Origin of the sequence: Methylobacterium symbioticum (assembly GCF_902141845.1) — a bacterium.
GTDB lineage: Bacteria > Pseudomonadota > Alphaproteobacteria > Rhizobiales > Beijerinckiaceae > Methylobacterium > Methylobacterium symbioticum.
Genome location: NZ_CABFPH010000004.1, coordinates 63,941 through 88,535, shown reverse-complemented (window position 1 = coordinate 88,535; position 24,595 = coordinate 63,941). Strand labels below are relative to the sequence as shown.

Genomic DNA, 24,595 nt, shown 5'->3' with positions numbered 1-24,595 from the left:
GGTCCATCCAAGAAATCCGGCGTGTGGCGATGCGGCTTGCGCAGCGGCGCCACCTTCAGCACGTCGCGGCTCTTCGGCTTCAGTTCTCGAACCGTGCCGCGTAGGTGTCCTCGGCGATACCGATACAGGCGCAGCGCCGATGGATCCGCTCGTAATGCGGGGCGATGCGGGCGACGTCGGCCTCCGAGGCCGCGAGCTGTGGCTCGATGCGTGCGTGAGCCTCGGCGATCTCGTCGAGGATGGCTCCCTCGTCGATCCGGGTCAGGCGGCCATCGCGCAGGATGATCTCACCATCGACCATGACGAGGTCGACCTCGGACCGACCTGCCGCGTAGACGAGCTGATTCAGCGGGGCGTTCAGCGGTACGAAGGGGATGCGGTCCATCCGGTAGCCCACCAGATCGGCGACCCTGCCGATCGTCAGGGCCCCGAGGTCGCGCGCGCGACCGAGGGCGACTGCGCCCCCCATCGTGGCCGCATGGAAGGCTTCCCGGGCGCCGATCCAACCCGCATGCGCACCGCGGAGCTTGTGCAGAAGCGCCGCGAAGGACAGGGCGCCCTGCATGTCGGTGCTCTCGATCGAGCCGCAGCCGTCTGTCCCCAGGCTGACATTGACGCCGGCATCCAGCAGCGCCCGCATCGGCAGGAGGCCGGAGCCGAGCTTGAGATTCGAGGTCGGGTTGTGCTGCACCGTGACGCCGCGGCGCGCCAGGAGTTCGATCTCCCGCGGAGTCAGCCAGACCGCATGGATCAGCGCCGTCTTCGGTTTCAAGAAACCGATCCGCTCCAGGTACTCGATCATCGTCGAGCCGTAGAACAGCTGCCCGGTGACGACCTGCATCCGTGTCTCCTGGACGTGGATCATCAGGGGGAGGTCGAACTCGTCGGCCATCCGCCGCACGGCCCGCAAAAAGTCCTCGCTGCAGCGCTGCGGGGCGGAGGGCGTCGCCATGTAGGCGACCCGGTGCGTCGAGGGATGGCGGGCGCGGGCGAGCCCGCGCGCGAAATCCAAGAGCTCCGACCCGGAATACATCCGGACGGCATCGAGCTCGTCGAGGAGGGCGCGCGGAAACTCCTCGTCGACAAAGGGCACCGCGCGGAAGAACGGTCGGTCGAACAGGGTTATGCCGACATTGGCGCGGACGCCGATATCCTCATAGGCCTGGAAGATCTGCGCGACGTGGTCGGCCCGGATCGCCGGGCTCTGGTTGGTATCGTCGCACAAGGTGGTGGTGCCGCTGCGGACCGCCTCGATGGCGCCGATCATGGTCCGCAGGTAGACGTCGCGGGGGCTCATCGCGATCGGGCGCAGCGGCCGGACGTAGTTCATCCAGAGTTCGAGCGGAAGGTTGTCCCGGCGGCCCTTGTAGAACCCCTCGTGGCTGTGGTGATGCCCGTTGATCAGCCCCGCCGTCACGAACAGCTGCGAACCGTCGATGACGGTTCCGGCGGCCGGTTCGGTCATCCCCGCCGGGCGGATGTCGGACACCAGACGGCCGTCGATCTCGATATCGACTCGGCCCCAGGCCGATCCGGCCTCGTCCAGAAGGGCGCAGCACCCGACGATCGTGGACTTCATGTGGCCCCTCCGGAAACGATCTCTCCCTGTGACCGGCCGGGTAGATGATGCGGCAGCCGATCCTCCTGCACCGCGTGGCAGGCGACCCAGGCGCCCCCGACCTTGACGGGGCTCGGCAGCTCGCGGGTGCAGCGTTCCTCCGCGAAAGGGCAGCGTGGATGGAAGGCGCAACCTGCGGGCGGGGAAAGCGGGCTCGGCACCTCGCCCTGGAGCCGGGTCCTGCCGCGGTCGGGCGCGTGCGGATCCGGCACCGTATCGAGCAGGAGGCGTGTGTAGGGGTGGCGTGGCCGCGTCAGGATCTGGTCGGCATCGCCCCGCTCCACGAGGCGTCCGAGATACATCACACCCAGAGACTGGGCCATGTGGGCCACGACGGCCAGATTGTGGGAGATCAGCAGGTAGGTGAGGCCGAGCTCCTTCTGGAGGCGCTTCATCAGGTTGAGGATCTGGGCCTGAACCGAGACGTCCAGCGCCGAAGTCGGCTCGTCGCAGATGATGAACGCGGGATTCGAGGCGAGGGCGCGCGCGATAGAGATGCGCTGCCGCTGGCCGCCGGAGAATTGATGCGGAAATTTGCGCGCGTCGTCGGTCGAGAGCCCCACGGTCTCGAGCAGCTCGGAGACCTTGCCCCGGAGGGCCGGTCCCGGCGCTGCGAGGCCGTGCGTCACCATCGGTTCCGCGACGATGCGGCCGACGCGCCAGCGCGGGTTCAGGCTCGCATAGGGGTCCTGGAAGATCATCTGCAGGTTGCGCCGATAGGGCATCGCCGCGTGCCGCGTTCGGAACGCGGCGATGTCGACTCCCATGAAGGAAACCCCGCCCGCGGTCGGCGCCTGGATGCCGGCGATCGTACGCGCGACCGTGGACTTGCCGCAGCCCGATTCCCCGACGAGGGCGAAGGTCGAACCTTCCGTCACCGCGAAGTCGACCTCCTCGACGGCGTGGACGGTGCGTCGGCGGGCACCGGTCAGCACGCGCCTGAGAAACGGGGGCGAGGCGTCGAAGCGGACGGTCAGGTTGTCGACCGAGAGGATGGTGGGACGGCCGCTCATGCGGAGACGCTCCGGCGGGCGGGGTCGGCCAGCCAGCAGGCGACCTGCGAGGCCTCGACGGCGAAGGCGGGCGGGCGCTCGCTCCGGCACCGCGCCTCGGCCGAGGGGCAGCGCGGATGGAAGGCGCAGCCGGAGACGGGAGCGTCGGGCCGTGGCATCGCGCCGGGGATCTGAACCAGCGTATCCCGGCGCCGCGTCAGGCTCGGGATCGAGGCCATCAGCCCGCGTGTATAGGGATGGGACGCTTCCTCGACGAGGGCGCGAGTCGGTCCGATCTCGGCGAGGCGCCCCGCATACATCACGGCGACGCGGTCGGTCGCCTCCGCGATCACGCCCATGTCGTGGGTCACCAGCATCACCGCTGTGCCGTTCTCCCGGCACATCCGGCGCAGCACATCGAGGATCTGCGCCTGGACCGACACGTCGAGCGCCGTCGTCGGCTCGTCGGCGATGATCAGGCGGGGATTGCAGCAGAAGGCCAGGGCCAGGACGACGCGCTGCCGCATGCCCCCCGAGAGCGCGTGCGGATAGGCCTGAAGCCGCTCCCTCGGCGCCGGAAGCCCGACCATGCGCAGAAGATCCTCCGCCCGCGCGAATGCCTCCTTCCGCTTGATGGGCAGGTGGGTGAGCATCGTCTCGACGAGTTGCTCGCCCACGGTCATGAGAGGATCGAGGCTGGTGAGCGGATCCTGGAAGACCGCCGCGATCTCCTTGCCGCGCAGCCTCCGCATGGATTCCTCGTCGAGGGTATCGATGCGCCGGCCCGCGAACGCGATCCGCCCCCCGGCTAACGCGGCGGGCGGCTCGAGCAAGCCGAGGATTGCGGTCCCGGTGACCGACTTACCGGCGCCGGATTCCCCGACCACGCCGAGGATTTCCCCCGCACCGATCGTGAAGGAGATGTCGTCGATCGCGGTCAGCCTCCGATCGCGCGCCGCGATCTCGACGCGCAGGTTCTCGACCGACAGCAAGGCGCTCATTGGGCGAGCTTCGGGTTCAGGGCGTCCCGCAGCCAGTCGCCGAAGATGTTCACCGACAGCGAGAGCAGGACCAGAAGAAGGCCGGGCAGCGTGCTGATCCACCAGTCGCCGGAGAAGACGAACTCGTTGCCGATGCGCACGAGGGAGCCGAGGGACGGCTGGGTCGCCGGCAGGCCGACGCCGAGGAAGGAGAGCGTCGACTCGGTCAGGATCGCCAGGGCGAGGTTGATGGTCGCGATGACGAGGATCGGTCCCAGCACGTTGGGCAGGATATGGGCGAAGAGGGTGCGCGGCGTGGAGACACCGGTGACGCGCGCGGCCAGGACATAGTCCCGCCGGCGTTCCACGAGGACCAGGCCGCGCACCGTGCGGGCGTATTGGACCCAGTACGAGGCGGCGATCGCCACGATCAGGACGGGCATCGCGAAGCGTTCGTGGACCTCACGGGGCAGCACGGCGCGAGTCACGCCGTCGATGAGGAGGGCGATCAGGATCGCCGGGAAACCGAGCTGGACATCGGCGGTCCGCATGATGATCGCGTCGATCAGGCCGCCGCAATAGCCGGCCACGAGGCCGAGCAGAACGCCCATCACGGCCGCGAGGCCGACGCTCGCCACCCCGACCACGAGTGACGTGCGCAGGCCGTAGAGCATCGCCGAGAGCATGTCGCGCCCCTGCGGATCGGTGCCCAACGCGTAGGTCTCGCCGAACAGGCCTTGGCTGCCCGGCGGTAGGCGGGCGTCGGCCGCGTTGGCGGAGGCCGGGTCGAAGGCGTCGTAGGGCGCGAGGAGATCGGCCCCCAGGGCGGCGAGGACGAGCAGGGCGCCCAATGCCGCGGCGGCGACGGCGACGGGAGACCGGCGGAAGCGGTACAGGAGATCGCCGTCGAGCCAAGCTCCGGCGACACGGCGAATGACCGAGGACACGCTCATGCGGCACCCCTTGCCCCGCCGGAGATGCGAATGCGGGGATCGATGGCGAGGTGGAACAGGTCGACCGCGATGTTGATGACCGCGAAGCACAGCGCGACCAGGACCAGATAGGCGGCCAGCACGGGGATGTCGCCGAACTGGATCGCCTGGATGACGAGCAGGCCGAGGCCCGGCCACTGGAAGACGGTCTCGACGATGATGGAGAACGCGAACACGTTGCCGAACTGGAGGCCGACGATGGTCACGACGGGGACCAGCGTGTTGCGCAGCCCGTGGCGGTACTGGATCGCGCCGCGATGCAGCCCGCGCGCACGGGCGAAGCGGATGAAGTCGGTGCGCATCACCTCAAGCATCTCCGCCCGCGTGAGCCGGAGGATCAGGGCCAGCTGAAAGACGGCCAGGGTGACGCTCGGCAGGACCAGGGACCGCAATCCGCTCCCGGTCAGCAGGCCGGTGCTCCAGGGTCCGAGCTGGATGGTGTCGCCACGGCCGAAGGAGGGCAGCCAGCCCAGCCGTACCGAGAACACCAGGATCAGAACGATGCCGATCAGGAAGGTCGGCAGCGCGATGCCGACCAGAGAGACGGCCAGAACAGCCTGCGCCAGCCGGCTGCCGCGGTGGAGCGCGGTCCAGACCCCGAGGGGCAGCCCCAGCCCCGTGGCAATCAGCATCGAGACCACCGACAGTTCGAGCGTCGCCGGCAGGCGCTCGAGGACGAGCCCCGCGACCGGCTGCCCGAAGCGGTACGACATCCCGAAATCGCCGTGGACCGCCTTCCCGACGAACCGTACGAATTGCAGGACGACCGGATCGGCGAGGCCCAGAGCCGCCCGCATCGCCTCGCGCTCGGCGAGGCTCGCCGCCTGTCCCGTCATGTTGTTGACCGGGTCGCCGACGAACCGGAACAGGCAGAAGCTCACGAGGGCCGCGGCCAGGAGGACGAGGAAGGCCTGGCCGAGGCGTCCGAGGACGAAGATCATCGCGGCGCGGCCGCCGCCGTGCGCGGCTCGACCCGGACCCATCTCAGCTCGAGGCTGTCGTCGGAGCGCAGCACCACGTCCACGCCCGCGCGCAGACCCCAGGCGAGGCCCGCCTGATGCAGGGGGATGTGCCCGTAATCCTGCTTGTCGATATCCATGGCCTCGACGATCAGGGCGGCTCTACGGGCGGGATCGACCTCGGTCTCGATAAGCCGCGTGAGTTCGTCGACCTTCGGGTTCGAATAGCCGCCGATGTTGTAGGTGCCGATCTTGTCGGCGGGCGTGCTCATCGTATCCTGCAGCGTGGAATGGGCGTCGTAGCTGAGCGGCTGCCAGCCGATCATCGCGAACGCCGTGTCGCGACCGAGCACCTTCTCGAAGAACTTCGTACGCGTCTGAGCATTGAGCGATACCTTCAGCCCGACCCGGCCGAGCATGCCCACGACGGCCTGGCAGATCCGCTCGTCATTCACGTAGCGGTCGTTCGAGCAATCCATCGGGAAAGAGAAGCCCTGCGGGTAGCCGGCCTCCGCCAGCAGCCGCTTGGCGGCCTCCGGGTCGTAGGGGGCGGCGCGGACGTCGAGCCGCGGATCGTAGCCGTTGATCCCAGGCGCGATCATGGTTCCCGCCACATGCGACGAGCCGCCCATGATGCGGTCCCGGATCGCATCGATGTTGATCGCCTGGTAGATGGCCTGGCGCACGCGCCTGTCCTTGAACGGGTTCTTGCCCTTGACGTCGGACCCGAGAAGCTCGTCGCGCTTCTGGTCCATGTTCAGGAAGATGGTCCGCAGCTCGAAGCCCTTGAGCACCCGGGTGCCCGCATTCGCCTCGATGCGCGGAACGTCCTGCTGGGGGACGGGATAGGCCATGTCGACCTCGCCCGAGAGAAGGGCGGCGACACGCGTCGCATCCGACTGGATCGGCGTGAAGACGACCTTCCCGAGGTTCGACGCATTATCGCCCCGCCAGTTCGGGTTGCGGACGAGGACGGTGCGCACGCCCGCCTGCCGCGACTCGATCATGAACGGGCCTGTGCCGTTGGCGTTGTTCGAGGCGTAGTTCTCGACCCTCGCCTTGACGCTGGCCGGCGCGGTGGCGCCATGGCGCTCGGCCCAGGCGCGGCTCATGATGTAGGTCGAGGTGATCTGGAGCGGCAGGATCGGGTTCGGCTGCGCCGTGACGAGGTCGACCGTGTGGTCGTCGACCTTCCGGATCTCGGTCACGGATGTGATCGTGTAGGCGACGTCCGCCCCGTCCATCTTCGCCCGCCGCAGCGAGAAGACGACGTCGTCCGCCGTGAAGGGCGTCCCGTCTGAGAACGCCGCATCCCGGCGCAGGTGGAAGCGCCAGGTCCGCGGATCCGGCTGCTCCCACCGCGTCGCCAGGGCAGGCACGAGTTCCAGGTTCTTCCCGCGGCCCACGAGGGGCTCGTAGATCTGCCCCAGGAACGACAGGGTGAAGGTTTCCGCCAGGGCATGCGGGTCGAGGGAGGCGGGGTCGACGCGGTAGGCATAGCGGAACGTGCTGCCTTCAGCCGTCGCGCTTGGCGCGGGCGCCTGCCCCGCGGACGGCATCGTCATGGCCAGGATCGTGGCCAGCGACGCGGTGAGGAGGTTTGCGAGCCGCATGGGAGGGTTCCGCCGCTGCATGGAATGGGAATCGAGACCTGCAGGGCCAGGATCGGCGACGGATATCGGATCTGCAAGATATTTTCTGCATGTTGCATGCAATTTCAACAAAATGCCCGCAGGGCGAGCGGCTCAGGGCTGTGAAGAGGCAGGCAGCCGGTCCTCGATAGCTGTTGCGACGATGCCATTCCTGCGCTCGGCGACCGCCAAACCGCCCTATGTCGCGGCTTGCGGAACACGGGCTCAGCCCGCGCGATCGCGGTCGGCCGGTGGTGGAGGCAATCCAGCCGCGCGGGCGCGGAAGCCACCGAGCATGTGTCCTGGAAAAATGGGCGTCGGATTTACAATAGACTGCGTATCGGAACAGAGATTTCTACCAGACGACGATAAACACATCACGGTACACAACAGATCGGTCTCCAGATCTGCCGATCCATTCAGGCGCCTCATCCTGAGGCGCTGCAGCGAAGCGGAGGCCTTGAAGGAGGTCTCCAGACCGCACCGAGATCCCTGAACACATCCTGCGAGAACCGCTGACGCGGTTACCTTGAGATGAGATCGGGGATGGGAATACCGCCCTGATGCCCTCTGTATCGTGTCCTGTGTGAACCGGACTCATCACCGTCTGGCCGCCCGTCGTGGGCCCGCTCCCGGCAGCGGCATACCGAATGAACCCGGCCGCCTGTGTGCTGCTATGCGCGGCGGGAGATCTGGAACTCAGAAGCTCCATCCGGGCGGAGCGGCCCTCGCGGCAGCGGGCGCGGCTCGGCGGCGGGGGCCGACCTGATCATTCGCCCGTCGCTAGAGCGGCTTCTTCCGAGGCACGGATCACCGCGCGATCTGCGCGCTGCGTCCGCAGGTTCTCGGCGACGACCACGCCGGTGCGCAGCACGTGGTGGAACGCGATCTCTCCCGCCGCGGCGGCGTCGCGGGCTTCGAGGGCGCCGAACAGGTTGCGATGTTCCCGGGCCGATTCCTCCCAGCGGCTCCCGCTCGAGAGGGCCCGCAGCCGCGCCCATTGGGCTCGCGCCTGGAGCGGGGCATGCGCTTCCGCGAGGGGACGGTTTCGGGCCGCGGTCACGATCGTCCGATGGATTTCTTGGTTCAGGGCGAAATAGCGGTCGAGCGTCCTGTCGCGATGCATGCGTTCGAGTTCCGCCTGCCGCGCGCGCAAGTCATCCATCAAGCCTTCAGGGATCCGGGACGCCGCGAGCTCCGCCGTCAACCGTTCGATGCCAGCGAGGGCTTCGAAGAGTTCCAGAACCTCTTCGGGCTCCCAATCCGGCACGCGGGCGCTGCGGTTCTGCCTCAGCTCGACGAGGCCTTCCGAGGCGAGGAGCTTCAGGGCCTCGCGCAGGGGCGTGCGCGACACTCCGAGGGCGATGCAGAGATCCTTCTCCACAAGTGTCGCGCCGGCGGGCAACTGGCCTCCGACGATCATGCCCTTGATGCGGGACGCGGCCTGCTCATGAAGGCCGATCCGCGGCAGGTGCTCGGTCGGAACGACCAGGACCTTGCGGGGGCGCCCTCGGCGCCGCGGTGCGTCTTCCATGCGTTCCCTCGTCTGGACAGGGGACTACCTACCGCGGCGGGAGGGGTGACGGTAGGGCGCTGTTCCGGTCGCGCCGGCTGAAATCAGCGCATTTGCGCAAATTGTATGCAACATGCAAAAAATAGCTTTGCCTTTCGCCGATGGTGTTGGATCGTCCGGCTTCCACGATGAGGCGGGCAATGACAGGAACGAATGGCACAACGCGGCTCGGCATGCTCACGCCCTCCTCGAACAGCGTGCTGGAACCGGTAACCGGTGCCTTGCTCGAGGGGTGCGCCGACGTGACGGCGCATTTCTCGCGCTTCCGCGTCACCGAGATCGGCCTCTCCCAGGCGGCCCTCGGGCAGTTCGATCTCGAACCGATCCTCACGGCGGCCGACCTGCTCGCAGACGCTCGCGTCGCTGCGATCCTCTGGAACGGCACATCCGGCTCGTGGCTTGGCTTCGATGCGGACGAGCGCCTCTGCAGAGAGATCGAAGGACGCACGGCGCGGCCGGCCTCGACCTCGACCCTCGCCTTCCGAGACCTGTTCCAGGCCAAGGGTTTCAGCCGGATCGGGCTCGTCACACCCTACACCGCGGACGTCCAGCGGCGGATCCAGGCGACGTGGCGGGCCGCCGGGTTTGCCTGCACAGCCGAGCGCCATCTCGGCCTGTCAGAGAATTTCGCGTTCGCGGAGGTCGATAGCGCGTCGATATCCGGCATGGTTCGGGCTGTCGCGGCCGAGGGGGTCGACGCTGTGGCGATCGTGTGCACGAATCTTGCCGGCGCCCCGCTCGCTCTGGAACTCGAGGCAGAACTGAATATCCCAGTTGTGGATTCGGTCGCCGTGACACTCTGGAAAGGGCTCAGACTGGCTGGTCGCAGAATGGACGACCTCGCCAAGATGAGCAAAATACTAATTCATGATTAAGAATCATGTTTAGAAAAATGAATGATTTCCGATGATCAATGCCTCGGCTTTGCCGGGGTGGCGACTTCATTTTGAGAAGGCTCGCAGCCCGATTCGAGCCCGGGCGGTCGCCGCAGGGGGCTTGGCGCGAGCGTCAGAATCTAGCTCGGCATTTTACCATGCCCCTCGGTAGGCATCCGATCGGTGGTAAGGACGGATCACCTCCGATCTGCGTCCAACCGACACGAAATGAGGGGTTCGGCTCGAACCGTGCTCCGTCGGCCCGCGCGTCCGTGGGAGATCGGGGCGCGATGTTACGTGGCTGCGTTGAACCCCCAATGCCCCGCTCCCAGGATGGGGGCCGTTCGCCGATCGTCCAACGCACTACGCGACAGAGCGATCGGCGTGCGCAGGCCGGGCTGTCCCTCGGGTTCGATCCGCAAGGCGCGGGCCAAAACCTGCGGATCGGCCAGCGCCTCCGCCACGGTGTTGATCGGTCCGGCCGGAACTCCCGCCCCTTCCAGGGCCAGGATCAGGTCCGCCTTGCGCCAAGCGCGTGTTCGGCCCGCGATGAGGTCGGCCAGCGCAGCGCGGTTGGCGACGCGCGCCTCGTTGCTGGCGTAGAGCGGATCCAACGCGATCTGGGGGCGATCGAGCAAGGTGCAGAGTGCGGCGAACTGGCGGTCGTTACCGCAGGCGACGATGAGATGACCATCGCGCACGGGAAAGACCTGATAGGGCACGATATTGGGGTGGGCGTTTCCCATCCGCCGCGGCACCACGCCATCGGCCAGATAGTTCATCGCTTGGTTCGCGAGGACCGCCACCCCGACATCCAAGAGCGACAGATCGACGTGCTGGCCAAGGCCGGACAGTTGCCGCTCGGCGAGCGCGGCCTGAATGCCGACCACGCCATAGAGCCCCGTGAAGATGTCGATCCAGGCGACGCCGACCTTCTGAGGTTCGCCGTCCGGCTCGCCGGTGAGATCCATGATCCCGCACATGCCCTGGATCAGGAAGTCGTAGCCCGGCTGCTTTGCGCGCGGCCCGTTCTGTCCGAAGCCGGTGACTGAGCAATAGACGAGACGCGGATGAGTCTTCGATAGGCTGTCGAAATCGAGGCCGAACCGCTTGAGGCTTCCGACCTTGAAGTTCTCGATGACCACATCGGCCTGCGCGATCAGGTCCTTCAGCCGGGCAAGATCGGCCGGATCGTCGAAATCGCAGGTGACGGAGCGCTTGCCGCGGTTCGCTGCGAGGAAATAGGCGGCGGTCCGCTCCGTGCCGCCGCGTCCGTCCGGACGCTCGACGAAGGGCGGGCCCCAGCTACGAGTGTCGTCACCCTCCGGGCTTTCGACCTTGACAACCTCGGCACCGAGATCGGCCAGCGTCTGGCCGATCCAAGGGCCCGCCAGGATGCGGGCCAATTCCACGACCTTCAGCCCCTTCAGGGGCGGCGCGCCACGGACCGGCATCATCCGAAGGCCTGGAGACCGGTCTGGGCGCGGCCGAGGATCAGGGCATGGATGTCGTGCGTACCCTCGTAGGTGTTCACCGTCTCCAGGTTCTGCGCGTGGCGCATGACATGATATTCGATCTGGATGCCATTGCCGCCGTGCATGTCGCGGGCGGTGCGCGCGATCTCAAGCGCCTTGCCGCAATTGTTGCGCTTGATGAGCGAGATCATCTCGGGCTCAAACCGATCCTTGTTCATCAGCTCTCCGACGCGTAGCGACGCCTGAAGGCCGAGGGCGATCTCGGTCTGCATGTCGGCGAGCTTCTTCTGGAAGAGCTGCGTCTGTGCGAGGGGACGCCCGAACTGCCGGCGGTCGAGGCCATATTGGCGGGCGCGGTGCCAGCAATCCTCCGCAGCCCCCATCACGCCCCAGGAGATGCCGTAGCGGGCGCGGTTCAGGCAGCCGAACGGACCTTTGAGCCCAGAGACGTTCGGCAGCAGCGCCTCCTCGCCGACCTCCACGCCGTCCAACACGATCTCGCCGGTAATCGAGGCGCGCAAGCTGAGCTTCCCGCCGATCTTCGGGGCCGAGAGGCCCTTCATGCCCTTCTCCAGCACGAAGCCGCGGATTTCGCCGCCATGGGCCTCGGATTTCGCCCAGACGACGAAGACGTCGGCGATTGGCGCGTTGGAGATCCAGGTCTTGGCGCCGCGCAGGCGATAGCCGCCCGCGATCTTCTCTGCCCGCGTCGTCATTGAGCCGGGATCCGAGCCCGCATCCGGTTCAGTGAGGCCGAAGCAGCCGACCAGTTCGCCGGAGACGAGGCCGGGCAGATAGCGCTGGCGCTGCTCGTCGGAGCCGTAGGCGAAGATCGGATGGATGACGAGCGAGGACTGCACGCTCATCATGGAGCGGTAGCCGGAATCGACGCGCTCGACCTCGCGGGCGACGAGGCCATAGGCGATGTACGAGGCGTTCGCCGCACCGTATGCCTCGGGCAGGGTAATGCCGAGGAGGCCGGCCCGCCCCATCAGGCGGAAGAGGCCGGTATCGGTCCGCTCCTCGAGATAGGCATCCTGAACGCGGGGGGCGAGCTCGGCGGCGGCGAAGGCGGCGGCCGTCTCGCGGATCATCCGCTCGTCTTCGGTGAGCTGATCATCGAGCAGGAAGGGGTCGGCCCAGGCGAAGGCGCCGGTCCTGGGCCCGGCCGAGCCGGCGTCGAGTCGGGTGTCGCTCATGGCGTTCCTGTCCTGTGCAGGGTATGGCGTGTTGGTTCTTGCGTGCCGGATGCAGCGCCCCGGAAGCTTTTGCCGACGATCCGCGTCCTAAGACGCGCCGGCCGAGGCCTCCTCGGCCGCCCGAGGGGCGAGGGCAGCCGTGTCCGTGGACGTCGGGCGGCTGCGGCGGCGCAGCCGCCTTGCCGGCGGAAGGCGCAGGACGCTGGCCAGCAGGCCCTGGGGCGCGAGAACCACGGTCGCCGCGAACAGGATGCCGAGCACCAGCAGCCAGTAATCGGCCAGCGTCGCCGACATGACGGTCTCGGCCGAGCGCACGAGGAGGGCGCCGAGGAATGCCGCCATCAGGACGGCCCTTCCCCCGACCGCCACCCAGATCAGCACCTCGGTCGAGAGCGCGAAGCCGACGAGGCTCGGCGAGACGAAGCCGAACTGAAGGGCGAAGAGCGCCCCGGCCAGACCCGCGATCCCGCCGGAGACGGTGAAGACGAAGATCTTATGGTTGCGGACGTTGTATCCGAGATGGATCGTGCGGTTCTCGTCGTTGCGGATGGCCGCGAGCACCGTGCCCAGCGGCGAGCGGGTGATGGCGAGGCCGACAAGATAGGCGGCAAGCGCCGCCCCGAGCGTGGCGTAGGCCGTTCCGATGCCGGAGAGCGCGTCGCTCTCGAAGGGGAAGGCCAGCGAGGGCACGCCGAACAGACCGTTGAATCCCCCGATGAAGTCCCAGCGCCGCGCCGCTGTTTCCGCGACCACGGCCGCGCAGAGGGTGACGATGCCGAGTTGCGCGCCCGCCAGCGCGCGGCCGCGGAAGAGCAGCCAGCCGATGAGTGCCGCCGCCACCGCCGGCAGCACGAGGGCGAGGGCAAAGCCAGCCCACTGGCTGCTGCCCAAGGCCGGCAGCTTGCCAAGCGTGACCACGGCCATGCTGTAGGCACCCATCCCGAAGAAGATCGCCTGCCCGAAGCACAGGATGCCAGCTGTGCCCCAGAGGAGGCCGAGGCTGAGGGCGAAGATACCGTAGATCACGTATTGGGCGAGGAGACTCGCGTTCCAGTCGCCCAGCACCGGCGGCAGGAGTGCCAGCACTACCCAGCACAGGAGCGTCAGGAAGGTACCACGAGCCACGCGCATCAGCGCCGATCTCCGGTCAGGCCTTGGGGGAAGAAGCGGATCACCATGATGGCCAGTAGGAAGACCACGATCTGCGCATCGGCTTGATCGAGCCGGGCCGACAGCATCGTAGTCGTTCCGCCGATCACGCCCGAGCCGAGCGCCGCGCCGACAAGGGAGTTCACGCCGCCGACGAGCACGGCCAGGAACGAGGGCACCAAGAAGCCCATCCCCATCTGCGGATCGACGCTCATGATCGGCGACATCACGGCGCCCGCGAAGCCGGCGAGCGCCGCGCCGGTTGCGAAGGTCGCCCAGTCCATGCGGCGGGTGTTGATTCCGAGCGAGGCTGCCATGGCGCGGTTCGCGATCACACCACGCGCCTGCAGGCCGAGTGCGGTGCGGAAGAAGAGCCAGTAGGTGCCGAGTGCCAGGGCGAGGCCCATGCCCATGATGAAGAGGCGATAGGCCGGATAGGAGACGCCGAGCACCTCTACCGTGCCGGGGATCGGATTGAGCATGCTCTGCGATCCCGGCCCGAACAGCAGGATCACGCCCTGCTTGAGCGCCAGCGAGAGGCCCCAGGTTGCCAGGATCGTGTCGATGAACCGGCGGTAGATGTGGCGTATCACCAGCCACTCGACCGCGAAACCGATGAGGGCGAGCAGACAGGGCGCGAGCACCAGGCCGAGCCAGAACGAGCCGCCGGCGCGCGTGACCGCCACCACGGCATAGGCGCCGATCAGAAAGAACTCGCCGTGCGCCATGTTGATGACGTTCATCATGCCGAAGATCACCACCAGACCGAGCGTCACCAGTAGCAAGGTCAGCGTGAACGAGAGCATGTCGATCGAGAGGGCAATCGCGGTGGCCATGGACGCCTCAGATCGAAAGGAAGCGATGGATGAGGTCGGAGTCGGAACGGAGTTCCCCGACCTCGGCTTGCCGGGCCGCGATCCGGCCGTTCTCCATGAAAAGGATCCGGCTCGCGAGCTGCTCCACGAAGTCGAGATTCTGCTCGACGATCAGCACGGTCAGCCCGCGCTCGCGAGCGATGCGGCCGAGCGTGACCGCGATCTCGTCGACGATCGAAGGCTGGATCCCTTCCGAGGGCTCGTCGAGAAGGAGGAGTCGCGGCTGGCCGACCAGCGCCCGCATGATGGCGAGCTGTTGCTGCTGGCCGCCCGACAACGTTCCCGCTCTCTGGGCGCGGCGCTCGCCGAGGATGGGGAAGATCTCGAAGGTCTCGGCAGGCAGGCTCCGAGGCAGGCTCGGCTTGCCGAGCGCGCCGAGCATCAGATTCTCCTCGACCGTGAAGTTCGCGAAGATCTCGCGGCCCTGCGGGACGTAGCCGATGCCGGCCCGGGCGAACTGGAAGGTTGGTTGGCCGCCGAGGCTCTGCCCTCCGCAGCGGATCGTGCCGGCCTGGAGCGGGAGCTGTCCGCACAGGGCACGCATCAGCGTCGTCTTGCCCATGCCGTTGCGGCCGAGGAGGGCAACGACCTCGCCCTCCTTCAGATCGAAGGAGACACCGTCCAGGATGCGCCCCCCGGACGGATAGCCGGCCACGAGGCCCTCGACATACAGCATCATCGGGCGCGTCCAAGATAAGACTGGATGACTGCCGGATCGCGACTGACCTCATCATAGTTGCCGTGGGCAATCATCTTGCCGCGGACCATGACCACGATCGGGCATCCGAGGGCGCGGACAAAACCCATGTCGTGCTCAATGAGCAGCACCGCCCGGCCGTGCTTGCGCTGGAGTTCGATCACAAGCTCGCAGATCGCCTGTGTCTCGAGGGCGGTCATGCCGGCCGTCGGCTCGTCGAGCAGCAGGATCCGGGAGCCGCGAGCCAGCAGCATCGCGATCTCCAGGCGCTGACGCTCGCCATGTGAGATGGTGGCGACTGCGTGCTCTGCCTTGGCAGCGAGGCCGCACAGGTCGAGCAGCTCATCGCGGCGGGCATGGCTCGCCGCCGCCCCGCCGCGACGCAGCAGCGCGAGGGGGCCGTTACCGGTCCCGCCGGCTACGAGCGGAACCTCGATATTCTCCGCGACCGTCAGTTCGGGATAGATGCCCGGCACCTGGAACTTGCGCCCGACTCCCTTGCGCGAGATCTCGAAAGGCGGGAGGCCGCCGACGCGCGCGCCGTAGACCCGGATCGTGCCCTCGTCAGGCTTGAGGGCGCCGGTGATGAGGTTGAACAGGGTCGTCTTTCCGCAACCGTTCGGCCCCAGGATGCAGGCCATGCCACTGAGCTCAAGCCGGAGGTCCAGCCGGTCGAGCACGGTCAGCCCGCCGAAGCGTTTTGAAACGCCCGCGAGTTCGAGGGCGGGCGGGATGCCGGGCTCGTTCATGACTCGCCTCCACCGCGGCCCCTCAGCCGCACTGGCTGGGGGCTTGGATGCGGCCTAGATCCTTGACGACCTTGAGCGTTCCGGCCTGCGCCAGCACGATCAGGACGTTGAGGTCCGCGTGCCGGTCGGATTCGCGCAGCACCACCTCGCCGTTGCCCGATGTGAGCGGGTGGCCGACCATCGCCTTCGCGACAGCCTGACGGTCGACGCTGCCGGCCCGCTTCACGCCCTCGATGAAGAAGCGCGTCAGCGTGTAGTGCGCGTCCACGGTGTTGGAGACGACGGTCCCCGCCCCGTAGCGCGCCCGCACCTTGGCGACGAAGGCCCGCGCCTCCGGCTTGTCGAGCGTCTGCACGAAGTCGGACGGGGCGACGATGCCCTCCGATTCCGCAGCGGACAGGCCGGCCATGTAGTTCTCGCCGAATCCGAAGAAGATCATCCGGATCCGCTTGTTGAGCCCCGCGGCCGCGAACTGCTTGACGAAGGTGACCGCGTCCGCCCCGACGATGGAGACGACCACGACCTCCGCACCGGAGCTTTCGATCTTGCGCAGCGTCGCCGCGTAGTCCTTCGCGCCCCAGGGCGCGTATTCCTCGCCGAGGATGCGGCCGCCGGCCTTCTCGGCCTCAGCCCGGAAGGCGGCGTTCATCTTCTGCGGCCAGACGTAGTCGGACCCGAGCAGATAGAAGGCCTTGCCGAGATTGGAGAGGGCGTAGGGCACCAGCGGGTTGACCCAATGCGCCGGCAGGGCGCTGTAGCAGAACACGCGCGGGTCGCAGACGCCGCCCTCGTAATCGGTCGCGTAGAGGAGAAGGGACTGGAAGCGCCGCACCGTGGGCAGGATCGCGTCGCGGTTGGCGCTGGTCACCGGCCCGACGATGGCGGCCACCTCGTTCCGGCGGATCAGCTCGAGCGTCCGCTCCACCGCCGTCTTCGGATCGGTCCGGTCGTCGGCCCGGACGATCTCGAAGGGACGGCCGCCCAGCACGCCGCCCGCCTCGTTGGCCTCCAGGAGCGCGAGCTCGGCCCCTTGCGCGCCCTGCGTGCCGAGGACCTCGAGTCCGCCGGAGAGGGGCTGCAGGATGCCGACCCGGATCGGCTCGGCCGCACGCGCCAGATGAGGCCGGCCGAGACCGAGAGCGACTGCGCCGGCACCCCCGGCCAGGAAGCCGCGCCGGGATAACGGCCGACGCGCGGAAGAGAGAATGCTCATTGTCCGTCCCCCTGGTGCCTGACAGACGCGCGGGGCTCGGGCGGTTCGGCCGCGACCGCGCCTGAGGCGCGACGCTCTCGGCGACCCATCCCGCCCAGCCCGGCGACGTCGGTTCGATCGTCGCTCCCGCAACCGGTCCGCGATGTGCCCCGCAGCCCGGATCCGGCGCACCAAACTCGTTGATGCTCGAACGAGATTATGAGTGGTCAAACAATCTGTCAACCGGCCGAAAGCCGCCTTACCACGGAGGACCTAAGGCTCATCCGCGGCGGCCGGCTTGACAGATTTCTGACAAGGGATTTTGTTGGTACACGAATGAATCGCCGACGGAAGGCAGTGACATGGCAGCGCCGAGCGTTCGCAAGTTCGTGACCATCGTGGACGAGGTGTTCCACGAGAACGGGCCTCCCGCCGCCACGCCCCATCGCCGCGGCGCGATCCTGGCGGTCATCGAGAACCCGTTCGCGGGCCGCTACGTGGACGAGATCGCACCCTTCATGACGGACTTGGAGCCGCTCGGCCTCGCGATGGCGGAGCGGCTGATCGAGGCCCTCGGCGGGGCGCCCGAACGCATCGAGGCCTATGGCAAGGGCGCCATCGTCGGCGCGGCCGGCGAGGTCGAGCACGCGGCCCTCTGGCACGCCCCCGGAGGCTACGCCATGCGGGAGGCGCTCGGCGGCGCCAAGGCGATCGTCCCCTCCGCCAAGAAGGTCGGTGCCCCGGGGACGCGCATCGACATCCCGATCGCGCACAAGGATGCCTCCTACGTCCGCAGCCATTTCGACGCCATGGAGGTCGGCATCAACGATGCGCCCCGGGCGAACGAGCTGGTGGTGGTCCTCGCCATGACGACGGGGGCCCGCATCCACAACCGGGCCGGGGGGCTGGCGGCCTCCGCCGTCGAGGGCAAGGACGGCCTGCGATGAGCGGGCCCCTTCGCCGCCTCGTCACCATCGTCGAGGAGACGCTGCTGGAGGGCGGCCGCCCGGTCGAGACGCCCTCCCGGCGCTGCGCCGCGCTGGCGGTGATCCGCAACCCGCATGCGGGACGCTACGTCGAGGATCTCTCCGATCTGATGGCGCTCGGGACGGAGCTCGGCCGCCTCCTGCCGGAACGGGCGGTCGCTGCCCTCGGCCTGCCTGCCTCGGCGGTGCAGAGCTTCGGCAAGGCCGCCCTCGTCGGCGCCGAGGGCGAGCTGGAACACGCGGCCGCCCTGCTGCATTCGACGCTCGGCACCCCGTTCCGCCAGGTGCTCGGCAAGGGGGCGGCCCTGATCCCGTCCTCGAAGAAGCGGGGCCGGCCCGGCGCGGCCTTCGACATCCCGCTCGGCCACACGGAGGCGGCCAAGGTCCGCAGCCATTTCGACGGCATGGAGGTCCTCGTGCCCGACGCCCCGCGCGAGGACGAGATCGTGGTCGCCGTCGCCGTCACCGATGGCGGCCGGCCGCATCCGCGCGTGGGCGGCCTGCGGACCGATCAGGTCACGGGCGCCGACGGCCTGACCTGAACAGGATCGGGACGACCTGCGGCAGGCCGTCCCTCTCCCGCAACACGCCCACCCACCCGAGGGGTGCGGGCAGGACGATGACGGCCATGGCCTATCCGAATACGGGCTTGCAGATCGGCGGCACCTGGATCCCGGCGGAGAGCCGCGAGGGGATCCCGGTCGTCAACCCGGCGACCGGGGTGGTGATCGGCGAGGTGGCCAAGGCCACGCTGGACGATATCGACCGGGCGCTGGAGGCCGCGGCGCGGGGCTTCCCGGCCTGGCGGGCCGTCCCGGCCCTGGAGCGCGGGCGCCGCCTGCGCCGGGCGGCCGAGCTCCTGCGCGACCGCGTCGGCCCGATCGCCCGCCTGATGACCCTGGAGCAGGGCAAGCCCCTGCGCGAGGCTCGGATCGAGACCCTGGCGGCGGCGGATATCCTCGACTGGTTCGCCGAGGAGGGGCGGCGCGCCTATGGCCGCGTGATCCCGGCCCGCACGGACGGCGTGGTGCAGGTCGTCACCCGCCACCCGGTCGGGCCGGTCGCCGCCTTCACGCCCTGGAACTTCCCGATCAACCAGGCGGTGCGCAAGGTCGCGGCCGCCCTGTGCGTCGGCTGCACGGTGATCCTCAAGGGGCCCGAGGAGACGCCGGCGAGCTGTGCCGAACTCGTGCGGGCGCTGCTCGACGCGGGCGTGCCGGGCGACGCGCTCGGCCTGCTCTACGGCGATCCGCCCCCGATCTCGGCCCATCTGATCGCTGCGCCCGAGATCGCGAAGATCTCGTTCACCGGCTCGACCTCGGTCGGCAAGCTGCTCGCCACGCTGGCCGGCACCCACATGAAGCGGGCGACGATGGAGCTCGGCGGGCACGCGCCGGCGATCGTCTGCGCCGATGCGGATCTGGAGCGGGCGGTCGAGATCCTCGCCGCCAACAAGTTCCGCAATGCCGGCCAGGTCTGCGTGGCGCCGACGCGCATCCTCGTGGAACGCCCGGTCTATACCGCGTTCGTCGAGCGCTTCGCCGCCCGGGCCGCCGCGATCACGCTCGGCGACGGGCTCGACGAGGCCACGCAGATGGGGCCGCTGATCCATGAGCGCCGCCGTCTCGCGGTGGAAGAGCTGATCGCCGATGCCGAGGCCGCCGGGGGCCGGATCGTGACGGGCGGGACCCGTCCGCCGGGCCGGGGCAGCTTCCTGGCGCCGACCGTCCTCACCGAGGTGCCGACGCACGCCCGCATCCTCAACGAGGAGCCGTTCGGCCCGGTCGCGACGGTCGCGCCCTTCTCCGATCTGGACGAGGCTTTGAGCGAGGCCAACCGGCTGCCCTATGGCCTCGCGGCCTATGCCTATACCCGCTCCGCGCGGAGCGCGGCCCGCCTGGGCGCCGACCTCGCCTGCGGGATGCTCGGCATCAACCACCACGGACTGGGTCTGCCCGAGACGCCCTTCGGTGGCGTGGGCGATTCGGGCCATGGCAGCGAGGGCGGGCCGGAAGCCCTCGAAGGCTACCTCACCACCCGGTTCGTCACCACGGCGACGTAGAGCCGTTCCCGATCGCGTCGCAACCGGGAACGGCTCTCAGTCCTTGTTTTGCCGCGCTCTCCTTCGCCGAACCGGTCTTCACGTCGGCGGAGGGCGCTCTCAGAACGCTTTCTGCCGGAATGAAGACCGGTTCGGCGAAAGCAAGAGCACCAAAGACAACAGCTTAGGGCCGGCCGCGATCCAGCGCGACCGAGGCCGGCCCTAGGGCGCCCGTCCTCGAACCCTGCCCCGGCGCGGGGGCGGGCGCGTCACGACACCGGTCCGGGCCGGTCGAGCCTCGTCGGCATCCGCTCGGTCCCTTCGGGATGGCGGCTGTCGTCGCCGCTCGGACGCCGCACAAGATCAGTAAGCCGGACGTATTCGTCCGGGCCCGGTACGCAAGCTTGCGGGGCGGCGCCGCCCCTCTTCCCGTTTGAGCTTTTTTCGGGCGCACCGAAATCGGTTTCCATATCACGAAATCTATGCCAAACCTTCAATTTGGGCACGCGACGCACAATGAATAGTCAATTCGCGATTGACTCCGCAACGGATACGCTCTTAATCTACGGGGAGGCTCGGCGATCAGTGCGAGCGTGGCCGAGCCGAGAGGCGCCCGGCACGCTGGGAACCGATCGCGACGGGATCCGATCCTCGGTGCGAGCCCCGCGGCGCAGAGCCCCGATCACTTCCGATCGGCTCGCTCGGTATCCGCTTTGAACTGATCAAGCCTCAAGCCGAAATCAGTATTCAAAGACGAAATCCCAGCCGGGATCAGGCTGCAGGTGCGTATGCGCACGTGCGGACACGATGTTCCATGGACATAGAGGAGGGCAGAATGGGGGCGCGTTGGAAATCTGTTGTTCGGTCGCTTACGATTGCGGCCGGTCTGTTGTCGACCGCGGCTTCGGCGGCTGAGTTCGCCACCCCGGTTCTCCCCGGCGCGACCAGCGGCATCCCGGTCGGCGCGGCTGCCCCGGCGGGCATCTACGTCTCGCTGACGAACTACTACTGGCAATCCCGGCTGACCAACAATGCCGGGCAGGATAACCCGCTGCGGGTCAACGTCTTCGAGACCATTCCCACCTTCCTCGTCGTCCCCGGCGTGAAGCTGCTCGGAGCCGATTACAGCTTCCTGGTCTCGCAGGGCGTCAGCACCAGCTCGAACAACATCTTCGGGCGCAAGACCGGCGCGGTCGGCGCGTTCAACACCTTCCTCAGCCCGCTCAACCTGTCCTGGGCTCTGACGGACAGCTTTTTCGTCAGCACCGGCCTGTCCGTCTACCTGCCGACCGGGACCTTCCGCCTCAACGGAACCTCGAGCGGTAACGGGTTCTATTCCTGGGCTCCCACCATCGCCGCCAGCTATCTGCGCGACGGCTGGAACCTCACGGCGCGGCTGGAACTCAACCTGAACACCAAGAACGACGCGACGAACTACCAGTCCGGCGACGTCTACGGGGTCGACTTCACCGCGACGAAGTCGTTCGGCCCCTGGACGGTCGGGATGCAGGGATACTACGTCAACCAGTTCGGGCCCGACCGCCTCAACGGCGCCGTGGTGCCGGCCTCGCTCTATAACGGACGCGGCAAGAAGATCGAGCAGTTCGCCCTCGGTCCCTACATCGCCTACGATTTCGGAAGCTTCGCGCTCTCGGCCTGGTACGACCACAATATCCGGACGCGGAACGGGGCGGCCGCCAACATCGCCTGGCTGCGGGTCTCCGTGCCGCTCGGCAACCCCTTCTCGGCGGCGCCCCAGGCTCCGCCGGTCACCCTGCCGGACCGCAAGGTTCCCTAACGGCCATCCGGCGCGGCCCCGCGGGGGCCGTGCCGGATCCCGCGGGGCCGCGGGCGGAGGCCGAGCCCGCTAAGGGCGCGTCGCCGGCTCGCGGGAGGCAGGGCCGCTGCGAGGATTGGGACAGCGATCCTTGACTTCCGGCCGATCGAGTTTGTATGTGTACGAACGATCTCAAGCCGCGTAAGGGAGGCCGCCTTGGTCGAGATGCGAGATGCCGAGCCGCTGCCGGACCGGGCCGGGCCCTCCCAGGACGACGTGTTCTCCGCCAACCGTCTGCGGGAGACCGTCCGCCTCGACGCGGCCCGGACGGCGGTGGTCGTGGTCGATATGTGCAACGACTTCTGCAAGCCGGGCGGCGCGATGGTCCTGCCGGGCTACGAGCGCCTCCTCGGGCCTCAGCGCGCGATCATCGCGGCGGCCCGCTCCGTCGGCGCGCCGGTGGTCTGGGTGCACGATTCCCATCGCCGCAACCTGCGCCGCGACCGCGAGTGGCTGAAGCGCACGCCGCACTGCGTCGAGGGCACCTGGGGCGTCGAGATCATCGCGGATCTGGAGGCGCGCGACGACGAGATCCACGTCGTCAAGCACCGCTACTCGGCCTTCTTCGGCACCGACCTCGACGTGACGATGAAGGACATGCTCGTCGACCAATTGATCGTGATGGGGGTCGTGACCAATATCTGCGTCCGCTCGACCGTCCATGACGCGTTCTTTCTCGGCTACGAGATCGTCGTGCCCGAGGATGCCTGCGCGGCGACCGGGCCGCGCGAGCAGGCGAGCTCCCTCTACGACATCGCGACCCACTTCGGCGTGGTGAGCGACGCCGCCACCGTCGCGCAGGCCCTGGTGAGCGGGGCCGAGATCGGCAACCGCACCGATCTGGCGGCCTGACATGCCCGCCGATTCCAAGGCGGACGGGCCGTCCGTGAACGCTCCGCGCGCCCCGGAGCCGGCGGAGCCCAGCCAGCGCGAGGAGGCCTTGGCGGTCTTCGCGAAGGTCGGCTACGACCTGGAGCGCCATCCCGCCCATGTGGTGCGCCGCGTCCATCAGCGTGCGACATCCTGCTTCCAGCAGGTGATGGCGGGGGAGACGTTGTCCCCGACGCAGTTCGCCGCGCTCGCCACCATCCTGAAGCACGGCGAGATCTCCCAGAACCATCTCGGCCGGCTGACCGCGATGGACCCGTCGACCACCAGCCTCGTGGTGCGCAAGCTCGTCAAGGACGGCCTGATCTCGCGCAGCGCCTCCAAGTCGGATCAGCGGCTCGCGATCATCCGGCTGACCGATGCGGGGCTGCGCTACACCGCCGAGCGCCTGGAGCGCAGCCTGGAGGTCGGCCGACGGCTGCTCAGCCCGCTCAAGCCGAGCGAGCAGAAGGTCTTCCTCGCGCTGCTCGAGCGCATCGCGAGCGACGAGACTCCTCTTTAGCGGCGCGCCCGCGCCCGACCGATATCCTCCCCGGCGGATCTCGCGCATGCGTCCCCGCCCCCCCTCTCGACGACCTGAAGGACGAGCCATGGCTGCGCCCAGCGCGGAGATCCGGCAACAGGGCCGGATCGCGATCCGCAATATCGGCCTGCTTCTCAGCGGCGACATCGCGCGGCCGGTTCTCGACGCCGATACGATCCTGATCGAGGACGGCCTCATCAAGGCGGTCGGCACGGCCGACACTGTCGATCTGGGCGGCGTCCACACGGTGACCGATGCCTGCGGCATGGTCGTCGCGCCGGGCCTCATCGACAACCACGTCCACACGACCGCGGGGGACTGGACGCCGCGCCAGAATCAGCTCGGCTGGATCGAGGCGAGCATGCATGGCGGCGTGACCACCATGATCTCGGCCGGAGAGGCGCATTATCCGGGCCGGCCGCGCGACCGCGTGGGCATCAAGGCCCTGGCGATCGCCGCGCAGCGCAGCTACGCCAACTTCCGGCCGGGCGGCGTGAAGGTCATCGCGGGCGCGCCGGTCCTCGAGCCGGGCTTCACGGAAGAGGATTTCCGCGAATTGGCCGCGGCGGGGGTCTCGATCATCGGCGAGATCGGCCTCGGCGGCATCAACGACGGCCCGCGCGGGCGGCAGATGATCGCCTGGGCCCGCGCCCAGGGGATGACCTCCATGACGCATACGGGCGGCCCGTCCATTCCCGGCTCCAGCCGGATCGGGGCCGATACGGTGATCGCGGTGGATGCCGACATCGCGGCCCACATCAATGGCGGCCCGACCGCGCTGCCCTTCGCGGAGCTCGACCGCATCGTCGACGAGAGCGATCAGGCCCTCGAGATCGTCCACAACGGCAATCTGCGCGCCGGTCTCCACGTGCTCGAACGGGCCGCCCGGCGCGGCGCGCTCGACCGCATCCTCCTCGGCACGGACGGCCCGGCGGGCTCGGGCGCGCAGCCGCTCGGCATCCTGCGGATGATCACCATGCTGGCCTCGCTGAGCGACATCCCCGTGGAGACGATCGTCTGCTTCGCGACCGGCAACGTCGCCCGCGTGCGCAAGCTGTCCGACCGCGGCCTGATCGAGCCCGGCCGTGCCGCCGACCTGATCGTCATGGATCGCGCCGCGGGCGGCGCCGGCACGACCTTCCGGGACAGCGTGGCGCTCGGGAACATCCCGGGCATCAGCATGGTGTTGATCGACGGCGTGACGCGAACCACGCGAAGCCGCAACACCCCCCCAGCCGAAAGGACGCCATCGACCGCAATGCTGGCCCAGACAGTTTAGGTGTTTGGTCCCGGAATGGGGTGGGACGGATCGAGTCTGAAGCGTTCGGGCTCTTTCCACAGACCTGAAGGACGTGCTCGCCGGC

General features: G+C 68.4%; 22 protein-coding genes. 8 read left to right on the top strand and 14 right to left on the bottom strand.

Translation table 11 applies throughout. The features are described 5' to 3' along the window. Positions 1 to 79: 79 nt before the first annotated feature. From MET9862_RS02870 to MET9862_RS02840, 7 genes are all read right to left on the bottom strand, one after another. Positions 80 to 1,579 (bottom strand): amidohydrolase family protein, encoded by a 1,500-nt coding sequence (locus MET9862_RS02870; protein WP_142581599.1) that lies wholly within the window; start codon positions 1,577 to 1,579, stop codon positions 80 to 82. After that, positions 1,576 to 2,631 (bottom strand): ABC transporter ATP-binding protein, encoded by a 1,056-nt coding sequence (locus MET9862_RS02865; RefSeq protein ID WP_142581598.1) that lies wholly within the window; start codon positions 2,629 to 2,631, stop codon positions 1,576 to 1,578. Before MET9862_RS02865 ends, MET9862_RS02870 begins: the two co-directional genes overlap by 4 nt. After that, complete coding sequence (locus MET9862_RS02860) at positions 2,628 to 3,611, bottom strand: ABC transporter ATP-binding protein (protein WP_142581597.1); 984 nt, start codon at positions 3,609 to 3,611, stop codon at positions 2,628 to 2,630. Before MET9862_RS02860 ends, MET9862_RS02865 begins: the two co-directional genes overlap by 4 nt. Then, the gene (locus MET9862_RS02855; protein WP_142581596.1) at positions 3,608 to 4,543 is read right to left on the bottom strand and encodes an ABC transporter permease; all 936 of its coding nucleotides are present in this window, start codon (positions 4,541 to 4,543) and stop codon (positions 3,608 to 3,610) included. The genes MET9862_RS02860 and MET9862_RS02855 overlap by 4 nt, the downstream gene beginning before the upstream one ends. After that, the gene (locus MET9862_RS02850; RefSeq protein ID WP_142581646.1) at positions 4,540 to 5,523 is read right to left on the bottom strand and encodes an ABC transporter permease; all 984 of its coding nucleotides are present in this window, start codon (positions 5,521 to 5,523) and stop codon (positions 4,540 to 4,542) included. Before MET9862_RS02850 ends, MET9862_RS02855 begins: the two co-directional genes overlap by 4 nt. After that, a complete protein-coding gene (locus MET9862_RS02845) occupies positions 5,520 to 7,154 on the bottom strand; it encodes an ABC transporter substrate-binding protein (protein ID WP_142581595.1) in 1,635 nt (544 codons plus the stop codon). Before MET9862_RS02845 ends, MET9862_RS02850 begins: the two co-directional genes overlap by 4 nt. Before the next feature lie 787 nt (positions 7,155 to 7,941). Beyond that, positions 7,942 to 8,706, bottom strand: a complete 765-nt coding sequence (locus tag MET9862_RS02840) for a GntR family transcriptional regulator (RefSeq protein WP_142581594.1) — start codon at positions 8,704 to 8,706, stop codon at positions 7,942 to 7,944. Positions 8,707 to 8,885: 179 nt separating this feature from the next. On the opposite strand from MET9862_RS02840, the gene MET9862_RS02835 reads away from it, so the two are divergent. Further along, a complete protein-coding gene (locus MET9862_RS02835; RefSeq protein WP_142581645.1) occupies positions 8,886 to 9,620 on the top strand; it encodes a maleate cis-trans isomerase family protein in 735 nt (244 codons plus the stop codon). 293 nt (positions 9,621 to 9,913) lie between these two features. Here the strand turns inward: MET9862_RS02835 and MET9862_RS02830 are convergent, their stop codons facing one another. The 7 genes from MET9862_RS02830 to MET9862_RS02800 all read right to left on the bottom strand — a co-directional run bounded on the left by MET9862_RS02830 (position 9,914) and on the right by MET9862_RS02800 (position 16,977). Further along, a complete protein-coding gene (locus tag MET9862_RS02830; RefSeq protein ID WP_142581644.1) occupies positions 9,914 to 11,074 on the bottom strand; it encodes a CaiB/BaiF CoA transferase family protein in 1,161 nt (386 codons plus the stop codon). Then, entirely contained in the window at positions 11,074 to 12,294 is a 1,221-nt protein-coding gene (locus MET9862_RS02825; protein ID WP_142581593.1) for an acyl-CoA dehydrogenase, read from the bottom strand. Before MET9862_RS02825 ends, MET9862_RS02830 begins: the two co-directional genes overlap by 1 nt. An 87-nt stretch (positions 12,295 to 12,381) precedes the next feature. Continuing rightward, a complete protein-coding gene (locus MET9862_RS02820) occupies positions 12,382 to 13,425 on the bottom strand; it encodes a branched-chain amino acid ABC transporter permease (protein WP_142581592.1) in 1,044 nt (347 codons plus the stop codon). Further along, positions 13,425 to 14,279: a branched-chain amino acid ABC transporter permease gene (locus tag MET9862_RS02815; protein WP_142581591.1), complete on the bottom strand. Its 855-nt coding sequence runs from the start codon at positions 14,277 to 14,279 to the stop codon at positions 13,425 to 13,427. Before MET9862_RS02815 ends, MET9862_RS02820 begins: the two co-directional genes overlap by 1 nt. 7 nt (positions 14,280 to 14,286) lie before the next feature. Beyond that, entirely contained in the window at positions 14,287 to 14,997 is a 711-nt protein-coding gene (locus MET9862_RS02810) for an ABC transporter ATP-binding protein (protein WP_244612531.1), read from the bottom strand. Next, positions 14,994 to 15,764 (bottom strand): ABC transporter ATP-binding protein, encoded by a 771-nt coding sequence (locus tag MET9862_RS02805; RefSeq protein WP_142581590.1) that lies wholly within the window; start codon positions 15,762 to 15,764, stop codon positions 14,994 to 14,996. Before MET9862_RS02805 ends, MET9862_RS02810 begins: the two co-directional genes overlap by 4 nt. A gap of 22 nt (positions 15,765 to 15,786) precedes the next feature. Next, on the bottom strand, positions 15,787 to 16,977 hold the full coding sequence (locus MET9862_RS02800; protein WP_142581589.1) for a substrate-binding protein: 1,191 nt from the start codon (positions 16,975 to 16,977) through the stop codon (positions 15,787 to 15,789). Between the two features lie 341 nt (positions 16,978 to 17,318). Here MET9862_RS02800 and MET9862_RS02795 point away from each other — a divergent pair, with 341 nt between their 5' ends. From MET9862_RS02795 to MET9862_RS02765, 7 genes are all read left to right on the top strand, one after another. Further along, positions 17,319 to 17,903 carry an amino acid synthesis family protein gene (locus tag MET9862_RS02795; protein WP_142581588.1) on the top strand — a complete coding sequence of 195 codons (585 nt, stop codon included), beginning with the start codon at positions 17,319 to 17,321 and terminating at the stop codon, positions 17,901 to 17,903. After that, on the top strand, positions 17,900 to 18,484 hold the full coding sequence (locus tag MET9862_RS02790; protein WP_142581587.1) for an amino acid synthesis family protein: 585 nt from the start codon (positions 17,900 to 17,902) through the stop codon (positions 18,482 to 18,484). Before MET9862_RS02795 ends, MET9862_RS02790 begins: the two co-directional genes overlap by 4 nt. A gap of 86 nt (positions 18,485 to 18,570) precedes the next feature. Next, positions 18,571 to 20,004, top strand: a complete 1,434-nt coding sequence (locus MET9862_RS02785; RefSeq protein WP_142581586.1) for an NAD-dependent succinate-semialdehyde dehydrogenase — start codon at positions 18,571 to 18,573, stop codon at positions 20,002 to 20,004. Positions 20,005 to 20,872: 868 nt separating this feature from the next. Further along, a complete protein-coding gene (locus tag MET9862_RS02780) occupies positions 20,873 to 21,781 on the top strand; it encodes a SphA family protein (protein ID WP_185156730.1) in 909 nt (302 codons plus the stop codon). A 204-nt stretch (positions 21,782 to 21,985) separates the two neighbouring features. After that, positions 21,986 to 22,672, top strand: coding sequence for a cysteine hydrolase family protein (locus tag MET9862_RS02775; RefSeq protein ID WP_142581642.1), 687 nt, complete (start codon positions 21,986 to 21,988; stop codon positions 22,670 to 22,672). Position 22,673: 1 nt separating this feature from the next. Further along, entirely contained in the window at positions 22,674 to 23,210 is a 537-nt protein-coding gene (locus MET9862_RS02770) for a MarR family winged helix-turn-helix transcriptional regulator (protein ID WP_142581584.1), read from the top strand. A gap of 88 nt (positions 23,211 to 23,298) precedes the next feature. After that, complete coding sequence (locus tag MET9862_RS02765) at positions 23,299 to 24,510, top strand: amidohydrolase family protein (RefSeq protein ID WP_142581583.1); 1,212 nt, start codon at positions 23,299 to 23,301, stop codon at positions 24,508 to 24,510. Positions 24,511 to 24,595 lie beyond the last annotated feature (85 nt).